Genomic DNA, 20,943 nt, shown 5'->3' with positions numbered 1-20,943 from the left:
ATCAAGGTCGCAGGTCGGGGTTCGAAAAGGATTTGGGTGATCGGCGACCTACCGTGTAGTGTCTTCATCGCTCGCCCCAATAGCTCAGTCGGTAGAGCGTCTCCATGGTAAGGAGAAGGTCTGCGGTTCGATTCCGCATTGGGGCTCTGGTGATCGGGAAACCCCGCTTCGGCGGGGGACTGATTATCAAAGCGGTGTAGCTCAGTCGGTAGAGCAAGCGGCTCATAATCGCTGTGTCACCGGTTCAAGTCCGGTCACCGCTACTTACGGTAGCCGATTGTGGGGTCGGTCCTTCGATCGGCTACTCTTTCTTGCGTTCATCCGTTCATCCGTCCGTCCAAGGAGCACTCACGTGGCTGCCACCGACGTCCGCCCGAAGATCACGCTGGCCTGCGTGGAGTGCAAGGAGCGGAACTACATCACCAAGAAGAACCGGCGTAACAACCCGGACCGTCTTGAGATGAAGAAGCACTGCCCGCGCTGCAACTCGCACACCGCGCACCGCGAAACGCGCTGAATCAGGCTCGTACACGAGGCCGTCCCCGCTGGGGGCGGCCTCGTGTCGTTGTATGGGGGCTGTCCTTCGGCCTTTTCATCTTTCATAGGAGGTAGCGAGCTCATGGCGCTCGACCAGTCCTTCGTGGGGCGGATCTATCCGCCCACCCCGCCGTATGAGGTCGGCCGGGAGAAGATTCGCGAGTTCGCCGAGGCGGTGGGTGACACGAATCCGGTGTACGTCGACCCCGAGGCCGCCAAGGCGCTCGGCCACAGCGATGTGATCGCGCCGCCGACGTTCGTCTTCTCGATCACCTTCAAGGCCGCGGGGCAGGTGGTGCAGGACCCGCAGTTGGGCCTGGACTACAGCCGCGTGGTGCACGGTGACCAGAAGTTCAGCTATGTGCGCCCCGTGCGTGCGGGGGACCGGCTGACAGTCACCTCGACGATCGAGGGCATCAAGTCCCTGGCGGGCAACGACATCCTGGACATCCGTGGTGAGGTCCACGACGAATCCGGTGAGCACGTCGTGACCGCGTGGACGAAGCTGGTGGCGCGCGCCGCCGAGGAGGCGTGATGACGGCGAAGGTTGCTTACGAGTCGGTCGAGGTCGGTACGGAACTGCCGGCTCAGTCCTTCCCGGTGACCCGGGCGACGCTGGTGCAGTACGCGGGCGCTTCCGGCGACTTCAACCCGATCCACTGGAACGAGAAGTTTGCCCGCGAGGTCGGACTGCCTGATGTGATCGCGCACGGCATGTTCACCATGGCCGAGGCGATCCGGGTCGTCACGGACTGGGCCGGCGATCCGGGCGCTGTTGTCGAGTACGGGGTGCGGTTCACCAAACCGGTCGTCGTGCCCAACGACGACGAGGGCGCCTTGATCGAGGTCAGCGCCAAGGTGGCCGCCCTGCTGGGCGACAGGCGGGTGCGGGTGGACCTGACGGTCATGAGTGAGGGCAAGAAGGTGCTGGGCATGTCCCGCGCGGTGGTGCAGCTCGGCTGAGACCGTTCCGTGGCCCCGCCCGAGCGGTGGGGCCACGGACCGTACTCTTGTCCCCGTGCAAGAACTCCACGACGCCCCCCTCGCCCCCCTGACCACCTTCCGGCTCGGCGGTCCCGCCGCCCGCCTCCTCACGGCGACGACCGACACCGAGGTGATCGAAGCGGTGAGCGAGGCCGACGAGAGCGGCACCCCGCTCCTCGTCATCGGCGGCGGTAGCAACCTGGTCATCGGCGACAAGGGCTTCGACGGCACCGCCCTGCGCATCGCGACCAAGGGCTTCGCCCTGGACGGTACGACGCTGGAACTGGCCGCGGGGGAGATCTGGACGGACGCCGTCGCCCGCACCGTCGAGGCCGGTCTGGCGGGCATCGAGTGCCTGGCCGGAATTCCGGGCTCCGCAGGCGCGACACCGATCCAGAACGTCGGCGCCTACGGCCAGGAGGTGTCCTCCACCATCACGGAGGTCGTCGCCTATGACCGGTACACCCGCGAAACGGTCACCATCCCAAACGCTGAGTGCGCGTTCTCATACCGGCACAGTCGTTTCAAGGCAGAACCCGACCGCTTCGTGGTGCTGCGTGTCCGCTTCGAGCTGGAAGAGGCGGGCGGTCTGTCCGCCCCGCTGAAGTACCCCGAGACGGCCCGTGCCATGGGTGTCGAACAGGGCGAGCGCGTGCCCGCCGCGGCCGCCAGCGAAACGGTGCTCAGGCTCCGCGCCGGCAAGGGCATGGTGCTGGACCCCGAGGACCACGACTCCTGGTCGGCCGGCTCCTTCTTCACCAACCCGATCCTGGAGGAGGCGGAGTACGAGGCGTTCCTCGCCCGCGTCAAGGACCGGCTCGGCCCCGAGGCGACACCCCCCGCCTTCCCCGCAGGCCAAGGACGCACCAAGACCTCTGCGGCCTGGCTCATCGACAAGGCCGGTTTCACCAAGGGATACGGCACGGGACCGGCCCGTATCTCCACCAAGCACACTCTCGCGCTCACCAACCGCGGCGACGCGACCACCGAGGACCTCCTCGCGCTCGCCCGTGAGGTCGTCGCCGGGGTCCACGAGGCATTCGGCGTCACGCTCGTCAACGAACCCGTGACGGTCGGCGTGAGCCTGTAGCAGGCGCGCCGCTCAGTTACGCCGCTCACTATTTCCCCCGAGGTCGTTAGCTCGTCGGCTTCGAGAGCCACCCGTCGATGCCGGCCAGGAGCTCCGTCCGTACCGCCGCCGGCGCTGCGGAGCCCCGTACCGACTGCCTGGCCAGTTCCGCCAGCTCCTCGTCCGTGAACGCGTGGTGGCTCCGTACGAGGTCGTACTGGGCCGCCAGCCGGGAGCCGAAGAGCAGCGGATCGTCCGCACCCAGCGCCATCGGCACCCCGGCGTCGAACAGTTTGCGCAGGGGTACATCGGCGGGCTTCTCGTAGACGCCCAACGCCACGTTCGACGCCGGGCACACCTCGCAGGTCACCCCGCGCTCCGCCATCCTGCGCAGCAGCCGGGGGTCCTCGGCGGCCCGTACGCCGTGCCCGATCCGGGCCGCGTCCAGATCGTCCAGACAATCCCGCACGCTCGAAGGGCCGGCCAGCTCGCCGCCGTGCGGGGCCGCCAGCAGACCGCCGTCGCGGGCGATGGCGAAGGCCCGGTCGAAATCCCGGGCCATCCCGCGGCGCTCGTCGTTGGAGAGCCCGAATCCGACGACGCCCCGGTCCACGTACCGCACCGCGAGCCGGGCCAGCGTTCGGGCGTCCAGCGGATGCTTCGTCCGGTTCGCCGCGATCACTACCCGGATCGGCAGACCGGTCTCGCGCGACGCGCTGTCCACCGCGTCCAGGATGATCTCGATCGCCGGGATCAGCCCGCCGAGCAGCGGGGCGTACGACGTGGGATCGACCTGGATCTCCAGCCAGCCGGAGCCGTCCGCGACGTCCTCCTGGGCCGTCTCGCGCACGAGCCGCTGGATGTCCTCGGGGGCCCTCAGACAGGACCGGGCGATGTCGTAGAGCCGCTGGAAGCGGAACCATCCGCGCTCGTCCGTGGCCCGCAGCCTGGGCGGCTCGCCGCCGGTCAGGGCCTCCGGCAGATGCACGCCGTACTTGTCGGCGAGTTCGAGCAGAGTCGTGGGCCGCATCGACCCGGTGAAATGCAGGTGCAGGTGGGCCTTGGGCAACAGCCGTACATCACGCTCCATCCCAAGATCCTGCCGCACACGTGGGGTCGAGTGGTAGCCGCTTTCCCCATCGGGTTGACGCCCGAACGCGGAAGCGACCCCCGGCTGGAGCCGGGGGTCGCTTCCGAAGGTGTGGGACGCGCTACGCCTTGGCCTCGGCCAGCAGCTTCTGGAGTCGTGAGACGCCCTCGACGAGGTCGTCGTCGCCCAGGGCGTACGAGAGCCGCAGGTAGCCCGGCGTGCCGAAGGCCTCGCCCGGTACGACCGCGACTTCGGCCTCGTCCAGGATGAGTGCCGCCAGCTCGACCGTGGTGGCCGGGCGCTTGCCGCGGATCTCCTTGCCGAGCAGCTCCTTCACCGAGGGGTACGCGTAGAACGCGCCCTCGGGCTCCGGGCACAGCACACCGTCGATCTCGTTGAGCATCCGGACGATGGTCTGCCGGCGCCGGTCGAAGGCGGTGCGCATCTCGGCGACCGCGTCCAGGTTCCCGGAAACGGCGGCCAGCGCTGCGACCTGGGCGACGTTGGAGACGTTGGACGTGGCGTGCGACTGCAGGTTGGTCGCGGCCTTGACGACGTCCTTCGGGCCGACGATCCAGCCCACCCGCCAGCCGGTCATCGCGTATGTCTTGGCGACACCGTTGACCACGATGCACTTGTCACGCAGCTCGGGCACGATCGCCGGCAGCGAGGTGAATTTCGCGTCGCCGTACACCAGGTGCTCGTAGATCTCGTCGGTGAGCACCCACAGGCCGTGCTCCACGGCCCAGCGGCCGATCGCCTCGGCCTGGGCCTCGCCGTACACGGCGCCGGTCGGGTTCGACGGGGAGACGAACAGGACCACCTTCGTGCGCTCCGTGCGTGCCGCCTCCAGCTGCTCGACGGAGACCCGGTAGCCGGTGGTCTCGTCGGCCACGACCTCCACCGGGACGCCGCCAGCCAGCCGGATCGACTCGGGGTAGGTGGTCCAGTACGGAGCCGGGACGATGACCTCGTCGCCCGGGTCGAGGATCGCGGCGAACGCCTCGTAGATGGCCTGCTTGCCACCGTTGGTCACCAGGATCTGGGCGGGGTCGACCTCGTAGCCGGAGTCGCGCAGCGTCTTCTCCGCAATGGCGGCCTTGAGCTCCGGGAGCCCTCCCGCCGGGGTGTAGCGGTGGTACTTCGGGTTGCGGCAGGCCTCGACCGCGGCCTCGACGATGTAGCCGGGGGTCGGGAAGTCGGGCTCACCGGCACCGAAGCCGATCACCGGACGGCCGGCGGCCTTGAGGGCCTTGGCCTTGGCGTCGACGGCGAGGGTGGCGGACTCGGAGATCGCACCGATCCGGGCGGAGACCCGGCGCTCGGAGGGAGAAGTTGCAGCGCTCATGGCCCCATGGTCCCAGACCGCGATCCCTGTCGGCGCAGGGGTTTCAGGGACCGGACAGGACTCGGACAGCATGCGGACAACATGCGACCAGGAGTTGTCGGGAGCTATCTGTTCGACGCCGGGCCGTTGAACACGTACACTCACCTGTCGTTGGCCTTCACCAGCCGCACCGTTCCTGCACCCGGAACATCGGGGAAGTGCGGTAGGTTGGTGGAAACCACAAAGGGTCGTAGCTCAATTGGTAGAGCACTGGTCTCCAAAACCAGCGGTTGGGGGTTCAAGTCCCTCCGGCCCTGCTACACACTCCTTCGCCAGGATGTGTGCGCATGTACGTACTTCAATGCACCGCCGTGCGGCTCCACCGGGCGCGGCACGGCCATGACCCGGAATCAGGTGAGTAGCGTGACGGACGCCGTGGGCTCCATCGACATGCCTGATGCTGAGGATGAAGTGCCCGAGTCGAAGAAGAAGACTCGGAAGGGCGGCAAGCGCGGAAAGAAGGGCCCTCTGGGCCGCCTCGCGCTGTTCTACCGCCAGATCGTCGCCGAGTTGCGCAAGGTTGTCTGGCCGACTCGAAATCAGCTGACGACGTACACCACAGTGGTGATCGTCTTCGTCGTCGTCATGATCGGTCTGGTGACCGTGATTGACTTCGGATTCCAGCGGGTCGTCAAGTACGTCTTCGGCTGATCCCGCGGAGGGCGCCTCATGGGCGCCCCTTTCGCATGTTCCACCCATATGTATCCAGGAAGAAGCAGCCACCGTGTCTGACCCGAACCTGAACGATGCCGTTGAGCCGACGGCGGGCGCCTTCGAGTCCGCCGAGGACGAGCTCGGCGCCGTCGAGGCGGCGGACGCCGAGGAGCCGGACCAGGCTGAAGCTGCCGACGCCGCCGCAGGTGAGCCCGCCGAGCAGGCGGCCCTGCACACCGACGACGACGAGGCCGCGGAGGCCGACGAGCAAGCCGGGGAAGAGGGCGAGCCGGCCGCCCCCGTCGACGCCGTCACAGCCCTGCGCGAGGAACTGCGCGGCCTTCCCGGCGAGTGGTACGTCATCCACACGTACGCCGGCTACGAGAAGCGCGTGAAGGCCAACCTGGAGCAGCGTGCCGTCTCGCTCAACGTCGAGGACTTCATCTACCAGGCCGAAGTGCCCGAGGAAGAGATCGTCCAGATCAAGAACGGCGAGCGTAAGAATGTCCGCCAGAACAAGCTCCCGGGCTATGTCCTGGTGCGCATGGACCTGACGAACGAGTCCTGGGGCGTCGTCCGTAACACCCCCGGTGTCACCGGCTTCGTGGGCAACGCCTACGACCCGTACCCGCTGACCCTGGACGAGATCGTCAAGATGCTGGCCCCGGAGGCCGAGGAGAAGGCAGCCCGCGAGGCCGCCGAGGCCGAGGGCAAGCCGGCTCCGGCCCGCAAGGTCGAGGTGCAGGTGCTCGACTTCGAGGTGGGTGACTCGGTAACCGTCACCGACGGCCCGTTCGCGACGCTGCAGGCGACGATCAACGAGATCAACGCCGACTCGAAGAAGGTCAAGGGTCTCGTCGAGATCTTCGGCCGCGAGACCCCGGTCGAGCTCAGCTTCGACCAGATCCAGAAGAACTAGTGCCGCAACCGGCAAGGTCTGCTCGTTCGCGCAAACCTTGCCGGTCGCGAAACCAGCGGCTTTCCGCCACATTCTGGACACACGCCTACCCAGCAGGTCAGACCGGCTTCGCAGCCTGGCTGACCTGCTGGGTTTTTGGTCGCGCAGCTATACCCGTTATCGTTGCGCGGTATGCCTCCATCCGGATGACCGGACGGCGGCGAAAAACTCTCACTAGGACCCGGAGAGAGCAATGCCTCCCAAGAAGAAGAAGGTCACGGGGCTTATCAAGCTCCAGATCAACGCCGGCGCGGCCAACCCGGCCCCGCCGGTCGGCCCCGCGCTCGGCCAGCACGGCGTCAACATCATGGAATTCTGCAAGGCCTACAACGCCGCGACCGAGTCGCAGCGTGGCATGGTCGTGCCGGTGGAGATCACGGTCTACGAAGACCGTTCCTTCACCTTCGTCACCAAGACTCCGCCGGCCGCGAAGCTGATCCTCAAGGCCGCGGGCGTGGAGAAGGGCTCCGGCGAGCCGCACAAGACCAAGGTCGCCAAGCTGACGGCTGCCCAGGTCCGTGAGATCGCCACGACGAAGCTCCCCGACCTGAACGCCAACGACCTCGACGCCGCATCGAAGATCATCGCTGGCACCGCCCGTTCCATGGGCGTCACGGTCGAAGGCTGATTCAGCCCCTCACGTCCTCAGTGGTAGGGCCAAGCGCTGGCCCGCACCACGACTCCACACCCTGAAACCACAGGAGTAGAAGTGAAGCGCAGCAAGAACCTCCGCGCTGCGGACGCCAAGATCGACCGGGAGCGCGTCTACGCCCCGCTCGAGGCCGTCCGTCTCGCCAAGGAGACCGCGACCACCAAGTTCGACGGTACCGTCGAGGTCGCCTTCCGCCTGGGTGTCGACCCGCGCAAGGCAGACCAGATGGTCCGTGGCACCGTGAACCTCCCGCACGGCACCGGCAAGACCGCCCGGGTCCTGGTCTTCGCGACCGGTGACCGTGCTGCGGCCGCGGAAGCCGCGGGCGCCGACATCGTCGGCGCCGACGAGCTCATCGACGAGGTGGCGAAGGGCCGTCTGGACTTCGACGCCGTCGTCGCCACCCCGGACCTCATGGGCAAGGTCGGCCGCCTCGGCCGGGTGCTCGGTCCGCGTGGTCTGATGCCGAACCCGAAGACCGGCACCGTCACCCCCGATGTCGCCAAGGCTGTCAACGACATCAAGGGCGGCAAGATCGAGTTCCGCGTCGACAAGCACTCGAACCTGCACTTCATCATCGGCAAGGTCTCCTTCGACGAGACGAAGCTGGTCGAGAACTACGCCGCGGCGCTGGAGGAAGTCCTCCGTCTGAAGCCGTCCGCCGCCAAGGGCCGCTACATCAAGAAGGCCGCACTGGCCACCACGATGGGCCCCGGCATCCCGCTGGACGCCAACCGCACCCGTAACCTCCTCGTCGAGGAGGACCCGGCCGCCGTCTGAGCCTGAGCGCTCGGCAGCAAGCCGCGTCACATGTGACATGGACGGGCCCCGCAACCTTTCGAGGTGCGGGGCCCGTCCTCGTACATGAGGGGGCGGATTTGCTGCACGCGACCCCGGTCGCGTACTCTCCTGCAGAAGCCAAAGACCGCTGGTCGTTGCTGGGCTCTCGCAAGAGGGAACAGCGACCGAAGGATCCGTTGAGTACGGGCGACCTGCGCAGGTGACTGTGGAAAGCTCCCGGATTTTTTCCGGTCGAGCTACGCCCTGGCACCTGTGCCGGGGCGTTTCGTCTTTCCCGGCCCCTTCTGAGCGGTCCTCATCACCCGGAAGGAGGCCGACGCTCATGGCAAGGCCCGACAAGGCTGCCGCGGTAGCCGAGCTCGCGGACCAGTTCCGCAGCTCGAACGCCGCCGTGCTGACCGAGTACCGGGGTCTCACCGTGGCGCAGCTCAAGACGCTGCGTCGTTCGCTCGGTGAGAACGCCCAGTACGCCGTGGTGAAGAACACGCTGACCAAGATTGCGGCCAACGAGGCCGGGATCACTTCGCTGGACGACCAGTTCACTGGTCCGACGGCGGTTGCCTTCATCACCGGTGACCCGGTGGAGTCGGCGAAGGGTCTTCGTGACTTCGCCAAGGAGAACCCGAACCTGATCATCAAGGGCGGTGTCCTTGATGGCAAGGCGCTGTCCGCCGATGAGATCAAGAAGCTTGCGGACCTCGAGTCCCGCGAGGTTCTGCTCAGCAAGCTGGCCGGTGCCTTCAAGGGCAAGCAGTCTCAGGCTGCTCAGCTCTTCCAGGCGCTGCCGTCGAAGTTCGTCCGCACCGCGGAAGCGCTTCGCGTCAAGCTCGCCGAGCAGGGCGGTGCCGAGTAATTCGGCTCGCGCATTGATCGCCGCCCGCCAGGGCGACGGTCGCAGCGGGCCGAACGTACGCCCGCCTACATGTACATCCGGCACCAGCCGAATTAGTGGAAGGACGCCATCATGGCGAAGCTGTCCCAGGACGACCTGCTCGCGCAGTTCGAAGAGATGACCCTCATCGAGCTCTCCGAGTTCGTGAAGGCCTTCGAGGAGAAGTTCGACGTCACCGCCGCCGCGGCCGTCGCCGTCGCCGGCCCGGCCGGCCCGGGTGCCGTTGTCGAGGCCGTCGAGGAGAAGGACGAGTTCGACGTCATCCTCACCGGCGCCGGCGAGAAGAAGATCCAGGTCATCAAGGTTGTGCGTGAGCTGACCTCGCTGGGTCTGAAGGAGGCCAAGGACCTCGTCGACGGCACCCCGAAGCCGGTCCTCGAGAAGGTCGCGAAGGAGGCCGCCGACAAGGCTGCCGAGTCCCTCAAGGCCGCCGGCGCTTCCGTCGAGGTCAAGTGACTCAGGGAGTCTGCTGACTCCTTCTGACTGCCTGTGCCGCACGGCACGGACGTCAAAACGCGAAGGGCGATCACCCATCCGGGTGGTCGCCCTTCGGCGTACCCGCGGCGGCTGCCTTGCTCTTCTGGCGGCGACGAGTATGGTGATCTTCGCTGTTGCCTCTCGGGGGCGGTCGGCCGACGCCGGGAGGCGGTCGGGTGAGGACCTCGGGGCTCCGTCCTGGCAAGGGGGCCTTGACGAACCGCACGCGGGGCGCAATTCTCAGGACGCGTCGTCACATCGATCCGAATCCGAGGCATGGATCGTGGGCGAAGAGGGCAGTAAACAAGAGCGCACCACGCGCAAGGGCTAGTCATAGGTGTTGAGAACAGCTGTTGAGAGCAACGAGGGTCTCTGAGAACCCCCACTGGACATCAGTGTGCCGTTTGGCTACACTGACCCTTTGCGCTGCCTGTTAGCTGCCTCCTGCCCGTCACCAGGGGCATGCCCACGCTTGAGCACCGATGACCGAACGTCTCTGACCTGGGATTTCTGTCTCCGTGTACAACTTGGGACCGGTACGCGCGTAGTGAGTCCGAGCCCTCGGAAGGACCCCCTCTTGGCCGCCTCGCGCAACGCCTCGAATACGAACAACGGTGCCAGCACCGCCCCGCTGCGCATCTCCTTTGCAAAGATCAGGGAGCCCCTCGAGGTTCCGAACCTTCTTGCGCTGCAAACCGAGAGCTTCGACTGGCTGCTCGGCAATGACGCGTGGAAGGCTCGTGTCGAGACGGCTCTCGAAAGCGGACAGAACGTCCCCACCAAGTCCGGTCTGGAGGAGATCTTCGAGGAGATCTCCCCGATCGAGGACTTCTCCGGGTCGATGTCCTTGACGTTCCGCGACCACCGCTTCGAGCCTCCGAAGAACTCGATCGACGAGTGCAAGGAGCGCGACTTCACGTACGCCGCCCCGCTCTTCGTCACCGCCGAGTTCACCAACAACGAGACCGGCGAGATCAAGTCCCAGACGGTCTTCATGGGCGACTTCCCGCTCATGACCAACAAGGGCACCTTCGTCATCAACGGCACCGAGCGTGTCGTGGTGTCGCAGCTGGTCCGTTCGCCGGGTGTCTACTTCGACTCCTCCATCGACAAGACGTCCGACAAGGACATCTTCTCCGCCAAGGTGATCCCGTCCCGGGGTGCCTGGCTGGAGATGGAGATCGACAAGCGTGACATGGTCGGTGTGCGCATCGACCGCAAGCGCAAGCAGTCCGTCACCGTCCTGCTCAAGGCTCTCGGTTGGACGACCGAGCAGATCCTGGAGGAGTTCGGCGAGTACGAGTCGATGCGCGCCACCCTGGAGAAGGACCACACCCAGGGCCAGGACGACGCGCTGCTCGACATCTACCGCAAGCTGCGTCCGGGCGAGCCCCCCACCCGCGAGGCCGCGCAGACGCTGCTGGAGAACCTCTACTTCAACCCGAAGCGCTACGACCTGGCGAAGGTCGGCCGCTACAAGGTGAACAAGAAGCTCGGCGCGGACGAGCCGCTGGACGCCGGCGTGCTCACCACCGACGACATCATCGCCACCATCAAGTACCTGGTGAGGCTGCACGCCGGTGAGACCGAGACGGTCGCCGAGTCCGGCCGCTCGATCATGGTCGAGACCGACGACATCGACCACTTCGGCAACCGTCGTATCCGTAACGTCGGCGAGCTGATCCAGAACCAGGTCCGTACGGGTCTCGCCCGTATGGAGCGCGTCGTGCGCGAGCGCATGACCACCCAGGACGTCGAGGCGATCACGCCGCAGACCCTGATCAACATCCGGCCGGTCGTCGCCTCCATCAAGGAGTTCTTCGGCACCAGCCAGCTGTCCCAGTTCATGGACCAGAACAACCCGCTGTCGGGCCTGACGCACAAGCGCCGTCTTAACGCCCTCGGCCCGGGTGGTCTCTCCCGTGAGCGGGCCGGCTTCGAGGTTCGAGACGTGCACCCGTCTCACTACGGTCGTATGTGCCCGATCGAGACGCCCGAAGGCCCGAACATCGGTCTGATCGGTTCGCTGGCTTCGTACGGCCGCATCAACGCGTTCGGCTTCATCGAGACGCCGTACCGCAAGGTCGTCGACGGCCAGGTCACCGACGAGGTCGACTACATCACGGCCGACGAGGAGGACCGGTACGTCATCGCCCAGGCGAACGCGACACTCTCCGACGAGCTGCGCTTCACCGAGCCCCGCGTCCTGGTCCGCCGTCGTGGCGGAGAGGTCGACTACGTGCCCGGCGCCGAAGTCGACTACATGGACGTCTCGCCGCGCCAGATGGTGTCCGTCGCCACCGCGATGATCCCCTTCCTGGAGCACGACGACGCCAACCGTGCCCTCATGGGCGCGAACATGATGCGTCAGGCGGTGCCGCTGATCAAGTCGGAGGCCCCGCTCGTCGGCACCGGCATGGAGTACCGCTGCGCCACCGACGCCGGTGACGTGCTCAAGGCCGAGAAGGACGGTGTGGTCCAGGAGGTCTCCGCGGACTACATCACCGTGACCAACGACGACGGTACGTACACCACGTACCGCATCGCCAAGTTCATGCGCTCCAACCAGGGCACCTCGGTCAACCAGAAGGTCGTCGTCTCCGAGGGCGACCGGGTCTTCGCCGACCAGGTCCTCGCCGACGGTCCGGCCACCGAGAACGGTGAGATGGCCCTCGGCAAGAACCTGCTCGTGGCGTTCATGCCGTGGGAGGGTCACAACTACGAGGACGCGATCATCCTGTCGCAGCGCCTCGTGCAGGACGACGTCCTCTCCTCGATCCACATCGAGGAGCACGAGGTCGACGCCCGTGACACCAAGCTCGGCCCGGAGGAGATCACCCGGGACATCCCGAACGTCTCCGAGGAGGTCCTCGCCGACCTCGACGAGCGCGGCATCATCCGTATCGGTGCCGAGGTCGTCGCCGGCGACATCCTCGTCGGCAAGGTCACACCCAAGGGTGAGACCGAGCTGACCCCCGAGGAGCGCCTGCTCCGCGCGATCTTCGGTGAGAAGGCGCGCGAGGTGCGTGACACCTCGCTGAAGGTGCCGCACGGTGAGATCGGCAAGGTCATCGGCGTCCGCGTCTTCGACCGCGAAGAGGGCGACGAGCTGCCGCCGGGCGTGAACCAGCTGGTCCGCGTCTACGTCGCGCAGAAGCGCAAGATCACCGACGGTGACAAGCTCGCCGGCCGTCACGGCAACAAGGGCGTCATCTCGAAGATCCTCCCGATCGAGGACATGCCGTTCCTGGAGGACGGCACCCCGGTCGACATCATCCTCAACCCGCTGGGTGTCCCGTCCCGAATGAACCCGGGACAGGTCCTGGAGATCCACCTCGGCTGGCTCGCCAGCCGCGGCTGGGACGTCTCCGGCCTCGGTGACGAGTGGGCCAAGCGCCTGCAGTCCATCGGCGCCGACCAGGTCGCCCCCGGCACCAACGTCGCCACCCCCGTCTTCGACGGTGCGCGCGAGGACGAGATCTCCGGTCTCTTCGAGGCCACGATCCCGAACCGCGACGGCGACCGCCTGGTGCAGCCCTCCGGCAAGGCCCAGCTGTTCGACGGCCGCTCCGGTGAGCCGTTCCCGGACCCGGTCTCGGTCGGGTACATGTACATCCTCAAGCTGCACCACCTCGTCGACGACAAGCTGCACGCTCGTTCGACGGGCCCGTACTCCATGATCACCCAGCAGCCGCTGGGTGGTAAGGCCCAGTTCGGTGGACAGCGCTTCGGTGAGATGGAGGTGTGGGCCCTTGAGGCTTACGGCGCCGCATACGCCCTCCAGGAACTGCTGACGATCAAGTCCGACGACGTGACCGGCCGCGTGAAGGTCTACGAGGCGATCGTCAAGGGCGAGAACATCCCCGAGCCCGGCATTCCCGAGTCCTTCAAGGTGCTCATCAAGGAAATGCAGTCGCTCTGCCTCAATGTGGAGGTGCTGTCCTCGGACGGCATGTCCATCGAGATGCGCGACACGGACGAGGACGTCTTCCGCGCGGCGGAGGAGCTCGGTATCGACCTGTCCCGGCGCGAGCCGAGCAGCGTCGAAGAGGTCTGACGGGTTGGCCGGCCGGATCCCAGTGATCCGGCCGGCTCTCCCCGGACCCGTTCAGACCATTGCTGAAGTGCCCCGATTTCTCGCGTGACGCGAGGGGGCTCGAACCCCCGAAAGAGGGATTGACGACAAGTGCTCGACGTCAACTTCTTCGACGAGCTGCGGATCGGCCTTGCCACCGCGGACGACATCCGGACCTGGTCCCACGGCGAAGTGAAGAAGCCGGAGACCATCAACTACCGCACGCTCAAGCCCGAAAAGGACGGACTCTTCTGCGAGAAGATCTTCGGTCCTACCCGGGACTGGGAGTGCTACTGCGGCAAGTACAAGCGTGTCCGCTTCAAGGGCATCATCTGTGAGCGCTGTGGCGTCGAGGTCACGCGCGCCAAGGTGCGCCGTGAGCGCATGGGCCACATCGAGCTTGCCGCTCCCGTCACCCACATCTGGTACTTCAAGGGCGTTCCGTCGCGCCTCGGCTACCTGCTGGACCTCGCGCCGAAGGACCTGGAAAAGGTCATCTACTTCGCCGCGTACATGATCACGTTCGTGGACGAGGAGCGCCGTACGCGCGACCTGCCGTCCCTGGAGGCGCACGTCTCCGTCGAGCGTCAGCAGATCGAGAACCGCCGCGACGCCGACCTGGAGGCCCGCGCCAAGAAGCTCGAGACCGACCTGGCCGAGCTGGAGGCCGAGGGCGCCAAGGCCGACGTGCGCCGCAAGGTGCGCGAAGGTGCCGAGCGCGAGATGAAGCAGCTGCGCGACCGTGCGCAGCGCGAGATCGACCGTCTCGACGAGGTGTGGAGCCGCTTCAAGAACCTCAAGGTCCAGGACCTGGAGGGCGACGAGCTCCTCTACCGCGAGCTGCGTGACCGCTTCGGCACGTACTTCGACGGCTGCATGGGTGCCGCTGCCCTGCAGAAGCGCCTGGAGTCGTTCGACCTCGACGAGGAGGCCGAGCGCCTTCGCGAGATCATCCGTACCGGCAAGGGCCAGAAGAAGACCCGTGCGCTCAAGCGCCTCAAGGTCGTCTCCGCGTTCCTGCAGACCAGCAACAAGCCCAAGGGCATGGTGCTCGACTGCGTGCCGGTCATCCCGCCGGACCTGCGTCCGATGGTGCAGCTGGACGGTGGCCGCTTCGCGACCTCCGACCTGAACGACCTGTACCGCCGTGTGATCAACCGCAACAACCGCCTCAAGCGTCTCCTCGACCTCGGCGCCCCCGAGATCATCGTGAACAACGAGAAGCGGATGCTGCAGGAGGCCGTCGACGCGCTGTTCGACAACGGCCGCCGCGGTCGCCCGGTCACCGGTCCCGGCAACCGCCCGCTCAAGTCCCTCAGCGACATGCTGAAGGGCAAGCAGGGCCGATTCCGTCAGAACCTTCTCGGTAAGCGTGTGGACTACTCCGCGCGTTCCGTGATCGTCGTCGGCCCGCAGCTCAAGCTGCACCAGTGCGGTCTGCCGAAGGCCATGGCGCTGGAGCTCTTCAAGCCGTTCGTGATGAAGCGCCTGGTCGATCTGAACCACGCGCAGAACATCAAGTCGGCCAAGCGCATGGTCGAGCGCGGCCGCACCGTGGTGTACGACGTCCTCGAAGAGGTCATCGCCGAGCACCCGGTGCTGCTGAACCGTGCACCGACCCTGCACCGCCTCGGCATTCAGGCCTTCGAGCCGCAGCTGGTCGAGGGCAAGGCCATTCAGATCCACCCGCTCGTCTGCACCGCGTTCAACGCGGACTTCGACGGTGACCAGATGGCCGTGCACCTGCCGCTCTCCGCGGAGGCACAGGCCGAGGCCCGCATCCTGATGCTGTCCTCGAACAACATCCTGAAGCCGGCCGACGGTCGTCCCGTCACCATGCCGACCCAGGACATGGTGCTGGGCCTGTTCTTCCTCACCACGGACGAGGAGGAGCGCAAGGTCGTCGGCCAGGGCCGTTCCTTCGGTTCCACGGCCGAGGCGATCATGGCCTTCGACGCCCGCGAGCTGTCGCTCCAGGCGAAGGTCGACATCCGCTTCCCGGTGGGCACCATCCCGCCGCGCGGCTGGGTGCCGCCGGTCGCCGAGGAGGGCGAGCAGGAGTACCAGCAGGGCGACACGTTCCGGCTGCGGACGACCCTGGGCCGTGCGCTCTTCAACGAGCTGCTGCCCGAGGACTACCCGTTCGTCGACTACTCGGTCGGCAAGAAGCAGCTCTCCGAGATCGTCAACGACCTCGCCGAGCGCTACCCCAAGGTCATCGTGGCGGCGACGCTCGACAACCTGAAGGCGGCGGGCTTCTACTGGGCGACCCGTTCCGGTGTCACCGTGGCCATCTCCGACGTCATCGTGCCGGAGGCGAAGAAGGCGATCGTCGCCGGCTACGAGGCGCAGGACGAGAAGGTCCAGAAGCAGTACGAGCGCGGTCTGATCACCAAGGACGAGCGCACACAGGAACTCATCGCGATCTGGACCAAGGCGACCAACGAGGTTGCCGAGGCGATGAACGCGAACTTCCCCAAGACGAACCCCATCTTCATGATGGTTGACTCGGGTGCCCGAGGAAACATGATGCAGATGCGGCAGATCGCCGGTATGCGTGGTCTGGTGTCGAACGCGAAGAACGAGACGATCCCGCGTCCGATCAAGGCCTCCTTCCGCGAGGGCCTGTCCGTGCTGGAGTACTTCATCGCCACGCACGGTGCCCGTAAGGGTCTGGCGGACACCGCCCTGCGTACCGCCGACTCGGGTTACCTGACCCGTCGTCTGGTGGACGTCTCGCAGGACGTGATCATTCGCGAGGAGGACTGCGGCACCGACCGCGGCCTCAAGCTGAAGATCGCCGTCAAGGGTGAGGACGGCGTGCTCCGCAAGACGGAGGACGTCGAGACCTCGGTCTACGCCCGCATGCTCGCCGAGGACGTCGTCGTCGACGGCAAGGTCATCGCGCCTGCCAACGTCGACCTCGGTGACGTCCTGATCGACGCCCTGGTGGGCGCCGGCGTCGAGGAGGTCAAGACCCGTTCGGTTCTGACCTGTGAGTCCGCGGTCGGCACCTGTGCCTTCTGCTACGGACGCTCGCTCGCCACCGGCAAGCTGGTCGACATCGGTGAGGCGGTCGGCATCATCGCCGCCCAGTCCATCGGTGAGCCCGGCACCCAGCTGACGATGCGTACTTTCCACACCGGTGGTGTGGCCGGTGACGACATCACCCAGGGTCTGCCCCGAGTCGTCGAGCTCTTCGAAGCCCGTACGCCCAAGGGTGTCGCCCCGATCTCGGAGGCGGCCGGCCGCGTCCGTATCGAGGAGACCGAGAAGACCAAGAAGCTCGTCGTCACCCCGGACGACGGCAGCGACGAGACGGCGTTCCCGATCTCGAAGCGCGCCCGTCTGCTGGTCGGCGAGGGCGACCACGTCGAGGTGGGCCAGAAGCTCACCGTGGGTGCCACCAACCCGCACGACGTGCTGCGGATCCTCGGTCAGCGCGCGGTCCAGGTCCACCTGGTCGGCGAGGTCCAGAAGGTCTACAACTCGCAGGGTGTGTCGATCCACGACAAGCACATCGAGATCATCATCCGGCAGATGCTGCGCCGTGTGACGATCATCGAGTCCGGTGACGCGGAGCTGCTGCCGGGCGAGCTCGTCGAACGCTCGAAGTTCGAGACCGAGAACCGTCGTGTGGTCACCGAGGGCGGTCACCCCGCCTCCGGCCGTCCGCAGCTGATGGGTATCACCAAGGCCTCGCTCGCCACCGAGTCGTGGCTGTCGGCGGCGTCCTTCCAGGAGACGACCAGGGTTCTGACCGACGCGGCGATCAACGCCAAGTCGGACTCCCTGATCGGCCTCAAGGAGAACGTCATCATCGGTAAGCTCATCCCGGCCGGTACGGGCCTGTCCCGCTACCGCAACATCCGGGTCGAGCCGACCGAGGAGGCCAAGGCCGCGATGTACTCGGCCGTCGGCTACGACGACATCGACTACTCGCCGTTCGGCACCGGCTCCGGCCAGGCCGTTCCGCTGGAGGACTACGACTACGGTCCGTACAACCAGTAAGCAAGTCGCTTGATCGACCGGAGGGCGGTCATTCCGTTTCGTACGGGGTGGCCGCCCTCCGGCGTGTCCGGATGTGCCGCACCCGCGATCGCAGCTACAGGTAGTGCCGCAGATGGTGCAGCCGGGTCGGGAAGTCGGGGTGGGTGGAGAGCAGCCGCGTAGGCGTCGACTCCCGCTCCACCCGCTCTCCCATGACGGCGAGCGCCGTCTGCCGCGCCCGGATCTCGTGCGCGTGCATCGTCTCCAGCACCTCGGCCAGCTTCGGTGCGAATCCGAGCGCGGCGGCGTGACGGTCGGCGCGGAGTTCGGCACGGCGTCCCAACGCTGCTGACACATACGGAAGCAGGAGAAGCAGCGGAAGCCCGTACAGGACCGCGGTAGCTGTGTGGCCGAGGCCGCCGATCGCCAGGAGCAGGGCGCCGATGGTGAGGTAGACGGCACATCTGGCCGGTGTGACGATGTGGCGGGCCGTCGCGCGCAGGAGCCGCCACACTGCCCGGCCCGGCAGCCCGTACCAGTGGCTGAGGAGCGACGACCACGCATGGCCGCCGGTGTGGTGCCCGAGTTCATGGGCGAGCACGGCGGCCAGCTGGGCGCTCGGCAGCTGTTCGAGCGCGAACCGGGTGACCCCCACGATGTGCCCCGCGGCGGCGTATGCGTTGAGGTCCTCGCTCTCCTCGATCCAGAGCTGATACGGCGCCGCGTCGACTCCGGCGAGGGCCGTCACCTCTCGCCAGACCGGCTCCAGCCGCGCGGCCTCCTGAGGCGTCGGGCGCCGGAGCCTGAGCAGGTAGCGGGCGAGAAGGTCCTCCGTGGGCCGGTGAAAGACCAGGGCTCCGGAGGCCAGCCAGAGCACGGCCGGTAACCAGAGCGGCAGCCCGAGGCAGCCGTCCAGGACCGCGCTCATGAGCAGCACCACCAGCGAGCTCATCAGGAAGGCAGGCAGTGCCAGCGCCAGTCGTCCGAGTGCGGTGATGTCCACACGCCGCTGGTGCGCGGTGTAGTACACGCGTCGGCCAGGCCCATGCTCGTAGATCAGGTCATCGGGCGGTGCGGTGGCGGTCGCGTGCGGGGCCGGGGAGGGAACGGCTTCGCCGTCGGTCGGGGACTGCCCGGGGCCGCCATCCGTCGGCACGGGTTGGTCACCCGGGTCATGGGGCTGATGTGCTGGTCGGGTCATGATCATCCTTTTTTGGGTGAGGGACGTCAGCCGAGGAGCAGCGAGGCGGGAATCAGGAGGGCGCCCACGGAATAGGCGAGCAGTCCCGCGCGTATCCACTGGTGCTTGCGCACGGCGATCCGGCTGGTGTCGGCCAGGGCCTTGAGGAGTGCGGCGGCCGGGGCGCCTTCGGTGGCGTCGAGCGCTTCCGCCAACCGGTTCTGGCGGGCGGCGCGTCGGATGTCCGCGAAGTAGGTGAGCGGGGCCCCGGGGGTCCAGGTGCTGCCGCGGTAGCGCGGCAGCACAGCCATCAGCATGGAGAGCAGCGCGGCCGCCAGCCCGCTGGTGCCCGTCCACCACAGGACCGTGCCGGGGCCGGAGAGGGAGTGCGGGCGCCAGTCGCTGCCCGCCAGCCAGCCGCTGATCACTCCCGCGGTCATGCCGAGTGCGGCGACCAGCACGGACGCCTTGCCGTCGGCCCGAGCGATCTCGGACCGCAGATCGAGGAGGAGCTGCGTTCCGGCATCGGTGTTCCGGGCCGGGGGAGCCGCTGAAAGAACCAGGGCCTGGGTGATGTCGGTCATGTGCTGCGACCCTCCTGGTCCGGCGCCCCGGGTACGTCCGTGGCCCGGAGCGTGTCCGCCGTCCTCGACGTGTCCGCGAGCTCGGACGCGCCCGTCGCTCCGCCCTGGTCCGCCGCTGTGTCCCGGGCGGGGCGGACGGGTGTGGCCGGCCGGGGGAGAGGAGACGCTGCGGTAGCCGTCGCCTCAGCCGACGCCGATCCGGGCCTGTCGCCTGCTTGGTCCGCGTTCATCACACGCGCCGACTGCGTGGTCGTGTCCGGCGGACTCAAGGGAGTGCTGCCGTAGCCCGGCGGCGGATGCCAGCCGGGGAAGGCGCTCAAGGGGGCGCCCTCCTCCGGTTCGGCCTTGCGGAGCGGTGTGCCGTCGAGCCGGCGCATGTCCCGGCCGTTCGCAACGATGCCGTCGGTTCGGTCGAGGTCCGGCCGAAGCGTTTCCCGCAGGACCGCTCCCGGTTCCGCACGCGGCGCGTCCTCCGGCATCGAGACCGTCAGTCGGCCTGCGGCGGTGCTCTGGGCCGTGACTCCGGGCAGATACTGGTCCAATACGTCGATCACAGCCTGGAATGCCATCTTCTTCGGTGCCTCAAGCTCATGGTTCTCCGCGCTGTCACCGTTCAGAAGTTCGCCGGCCAGCGCCAACTTCGCCCTGATCGTCTGCAGTTGGTCCTGCCGCAGGCTGTTCACCACCAGCTCGGTGTCTTTGGGATGGTCGGCCAGATGGAGCGCCCACGCACGGACCCCGCCCTGTGCCAAGTGCTTTTCGTAGAAGGCGATCTTTTCCGCGTTCACCTGCTGAAGCTCCATCTGCCGACGGGCCCGGTCGACCGCCTCCGCGTGCTGCCACTTCTGCTGTTGCAAGACCACTTCATGCTGTTGCGCGCCGAATTCGGCCGCCCGCCCCCACTGCAGCGCGTCCTGCTCCCTGCTTCGCCGGTCGACCGCGGCATCGTGCTCCCTGCCGCGCCGCTCGGTGTGGATCTGCTCGGCGGCCGCGTGGTCGATGGACCGCATGCGCCGCACATGGTCGATGGCCCCCTGGTCCCCGCTCAGCCGTACGGTCCAGGACACGGCGAGCCCGGCCTCGGTGCCGAGCGCACCCTGTGCGCGCACCTCCCGCAGCAGCGCTTGCTCCGCGTCTGCGCTCCGTGAGATGGCATAGCGGCGAGTGACAGGTCTGGCCGCCTGTTCCAGCTCGTTGACCAGCAGTCGTGGTACGTCACGGTGCCGGCTCACCACGAACCGGGCGGGATCGACGACCTGCCACGACAGCTCGACGACCAACCCGAACTCGAAGGCGTCGTCGTCGCTCGGCAAGCCGATCTCATCGCACACGGGATGGACCCCCATGTCGACCTCGTACACCGAGGTGTACCGCTTCGCGGCGGCCCCGGTACGGCTGGGTCGGACCGGCGGCAGGTAGGTGTCGTACGAACCGTCCGGGGCCGAGAAGACCAGGGCGTGATCGATGCGGGTGAGCGGCCGGCGGGTGAATCCGAAGCGGGACAGCTGCCGGACCGTGACCACCGGGTCGGTCAGCCGCGTGCCGCGGTCGGCGTGCTGGTCCCAGTCCGGCGCACGGCGGAACTCGGTCATGGGGCACTCTCCTGTCTCTGT

The 20,943-nt window shown here is 67.1% G+C and carries 17 protein-coding genes and 3 tRNA genes; 15 read left to right on the top strand and 5 right to left on the bottom strand.

Annotation, left to right across the window (positions count from 1 at the left end; all coding sequences use genetic code 11):
* Positions 1-73: 73 nt before the first annotated feature.
* From ABT115_RS09855 to ABT115_RS09830, 6 genes are all read left to right on the top strand, one after another.
* A tRNA-Thr gene (locus ABT115_RS09855) sits at positions 74-146 on the top strand.
* A gap of 44 nt (positions 147-190) precedes the next feature.
* Positions 191-263, top strand: a tRNA-Met gene (locus ABT115_RS09850).
* An 89-nt stretch (positions 264-352) separates the two neighbouring features.
* Positions 353-517, top strand: a complete 165-nt coding sequence (gene rpmG / locus ABT115_RS09845; RefSeq protein ID WP_003956487.1) for a 50S ribosomal protein L33 — start codon at positions 353-355, stop codon at positions 515-517.
* A 102-nt stretch (positions 518-619) separates the two neighbouring features.
* Entirely contained in the window at positions 620-1,072 is a 453-nt protein-coding gene (locus ABT115_RS09840; protein WP_351786147.1) for an FAS1-like dehydratase domain-containing protein, read from the top strand.
* Positions 1,072-1,500: a MaoC family dehydratase gene (locus ABT115_RS09835; RefSeq protein ID WP_351786144.1), complete on the top strand. Its 429-nt coding sequence runs from the start codon at positions 1,072-1,074 to the stop codon at positions 1,498-1,500. Before ABT115_RS09840 ends, ABT115_RS09835 begins: the two co-directional genes overlap by 1 nt.
* 55 nt (positions 1,501-1,555) lie before the next feature.
* The gene (locus tag ABT115_RS09830; protein ID WP_351786141.1) at positions 1,556-2,611 is read left to right on the top strand and encodes a UDP-N-acetylmuramate dehydrogenase; all 1,056 of its coding nucleotides are present in this window, start codon (positions 1,556-1,558) and stop codon (positions 2,609-2,611) included.
* 46 nt (positions 2,612-2,657) lie between these two features.
* Here the strand turns inward: ABT115_RS09830 and ABT115_RS09825 are convergent, their stop codons facing one another.
* Together ABT115_RS09825 and ABT115_RS09820 are read right to left on the bottom strand one after the other, a co-directional pair.
* On the bottom strand, positions 2,658-3,680 hold the full coding sequence (locus tag ABT115_RS09825) for an adenosine deaminase (RefSeq protein WP_351786138.1): 1,023 nt from the start codon (positions 3,678-3,680) through the stop codon (positions 2,658-2,660).
* 121 nt (positions 3,681-3,801) lie between these two features.
* Positions 3,802-5,028: a pyridoxal phosphate-dependent aminotransferase gene (locus ABT115_RS09820; protein WP_351786135.1), complete on the bottom strand. Its 1,227-nt coding sequence runs from the start codon at positions 5,026-5,028 to the stop codon at positions 3,802-3,804.
* A 223-nt stretch (positions 5,029-5,251) separates the two neighbouring features.
* On the opposite strand from ABT115_RS09820, the gene ABT115_RS09815 reads away from it, so the two are divergent.
* The 9 genes from ABT115_RS09815 (at position 5,252) to ABT115_RS09775 (ending at position 17,587) form a co-directional block, all read left to right on the top strand.
* Positions 5,252-5,324, top strand: a tRNA-Trp gene (locus ABT115_RS09815).
* A 106-nt stretch (positions 5,325-5,430) separates the two neighbouring features.
* Positions 5,431-5,718 (top strand): preprotein translocase subunit SecE, encoded by a 288-nt coding sequence (gene secE, locus ABT115_RS09810; protein ID WP_266747946.1) that lies wholly within the window; start codon positions 5,431-5,433, stop codon positions 5,716-5,718.
* A gap of 73 nt (positions 5,719-5,791) precedes the next feature.
* Complete coding sequence (gene nusG / locus ABT115_RS09805) at positions 5,792-6,640, top strand: transcription termination/antitermination protein NusG (protein ID WP_351786132.1); 849 nt, start codon at positions 5,792-5,794, stop codon at positions 6,638-6,640.
* 232 nt (positions 6,641-6,872) lie between these two features.
* Positions 6,873-7,307: a 50S ribosomal protein L11 gene (gene rplK / locus ABT115_RS09800; protein ID WP_351786129.1), complete on the top strand. Its 435-nt coding sequence runs from the start codon at positions 6,873-6,875 to the stop codon at positions 7,305-7,307.
* A gap of 81 nt (positions 7,308-7,388) precedes the next feature.
* The gene (gene rplA, locus ABT115_RS09795; protein ID WP_019765122.1) at positions 7,389-8,111 is read left to right on the top strand and encodes a 50S ribosomal protein L1; all 723 of its coding nucleotides are present in this window, start codon (positions 7,389-7,391) and stop codon (positions 8,109-8,111) included.
* 343 nt (positions 8,112-8,454) lie between these two features.
* On the top strand, positions 8,455-8,985 hold the full coding sequence (gene rplJ / locus ABT115_RS09790) for a 50S ribosomal protein L10 (RefSeq protein WP_351786125.1): 531 nt from the start codon (positions 8,455-8,457) through the stop codon (positions 8,983-8,985).
* A gap of 111 nt (positions 8,986-9,096) precedes the next feature.
* A complete protein-coding gene (gene rplL / locus ABT115_RS09785) occupies positions 9,097-9,480 on the top strand; it encodes a 50S ribosomal protein L7/L12 (RefSeq protein ID WP_351786122.1) in 384 nt (127 codons plus the stop codon).
* A gap of 598 nt (positions 9,481-10,078) precedes the next feature.
* On the top strand, positions 10,079-13,558 hold the full coding sequence (rpoB, locus tag ABT115_RS09780; RefSeq protein ID WP_351786119.1) for a DNA-directed RNA polymerase subunit beta: 3,480 nt from the start codon (positions 10,079-10,081) through the stop codon (positions 13,556-13,558).
* Between the two features lie 129 nt (positions 13,559-13,687).
* Positions 13,688-17,587, top strand: coding sequence for a DNA-directed RNA polymerase subunit beta' (locus ABT115_RS09775; protein WP_351786117.1), 3,900 nt, complete (start codon positions 13,688-13,690; stop codon positions 17,585-17,587).
* Between the two features lie 94 nt (positions 17,588-17,681).
* On the opposite strand, the gene ABT115_RS09770 is transcribed toward ABT115_RS09775, so the two are convergent.
* Genes ABT115_RS09770 through ABT115_RS09760 form a run of 3 tightly spaced genes read right to left on the bottom strand, consistent with a single transcriptional unit; the run spans position 17,682 to position 20,922 of the window.
* Positions 17,682-18,767, bottom strand: coding sequence for a M48 family metalloprotease (locus tag ABT115_RS09770; protein WP_351786114.1), 1,086 nt, complete (start codon positions 18,765-18,767; stop codon positions 17,682-17,684).
* 26 nt (positions 18,768-18,793) lie between these two features.
* Positions 18,794-19,330, bottom strand: a complete 537-nt coding sequence (locus ABT115_RS09765) for a Pycsar system effector family protein (RefSeq protein ID WP_351786111.1) — start codon at positions 19,328-19,330, stop codon at positions 18,794-18,796.
* Entirely contained in the window at positions 19,327-20,922 is a 1,596-nt protein-coding gene (locus ABT115_RS09760; protein ID WP_351786108.1) for a hypothetical protein, read from the bottom strand. Before ABT115_RS09760 ends, ABT115_RS09765 begins: the two co-directional genes overlap by 4 nt.
* Between the last annotated feature and the right edge of the window lie 21 nt (positions 20,923-20,943).

Origin of the sequence: Streptomyces sp. NPDC001832, from assembly GCF_040297265.1 — a bacterium.
Lineage (GTDB): Bacteria > Actinomycetota > Actinomycetes > Streptomycetales > Streptomycetaceae > Streptomyces.
The sequence above is the reverse complement of the archived record's forward strand: the minus strand, read 5'-3'. Positions and strand labels throughout refer to the sequence as shown.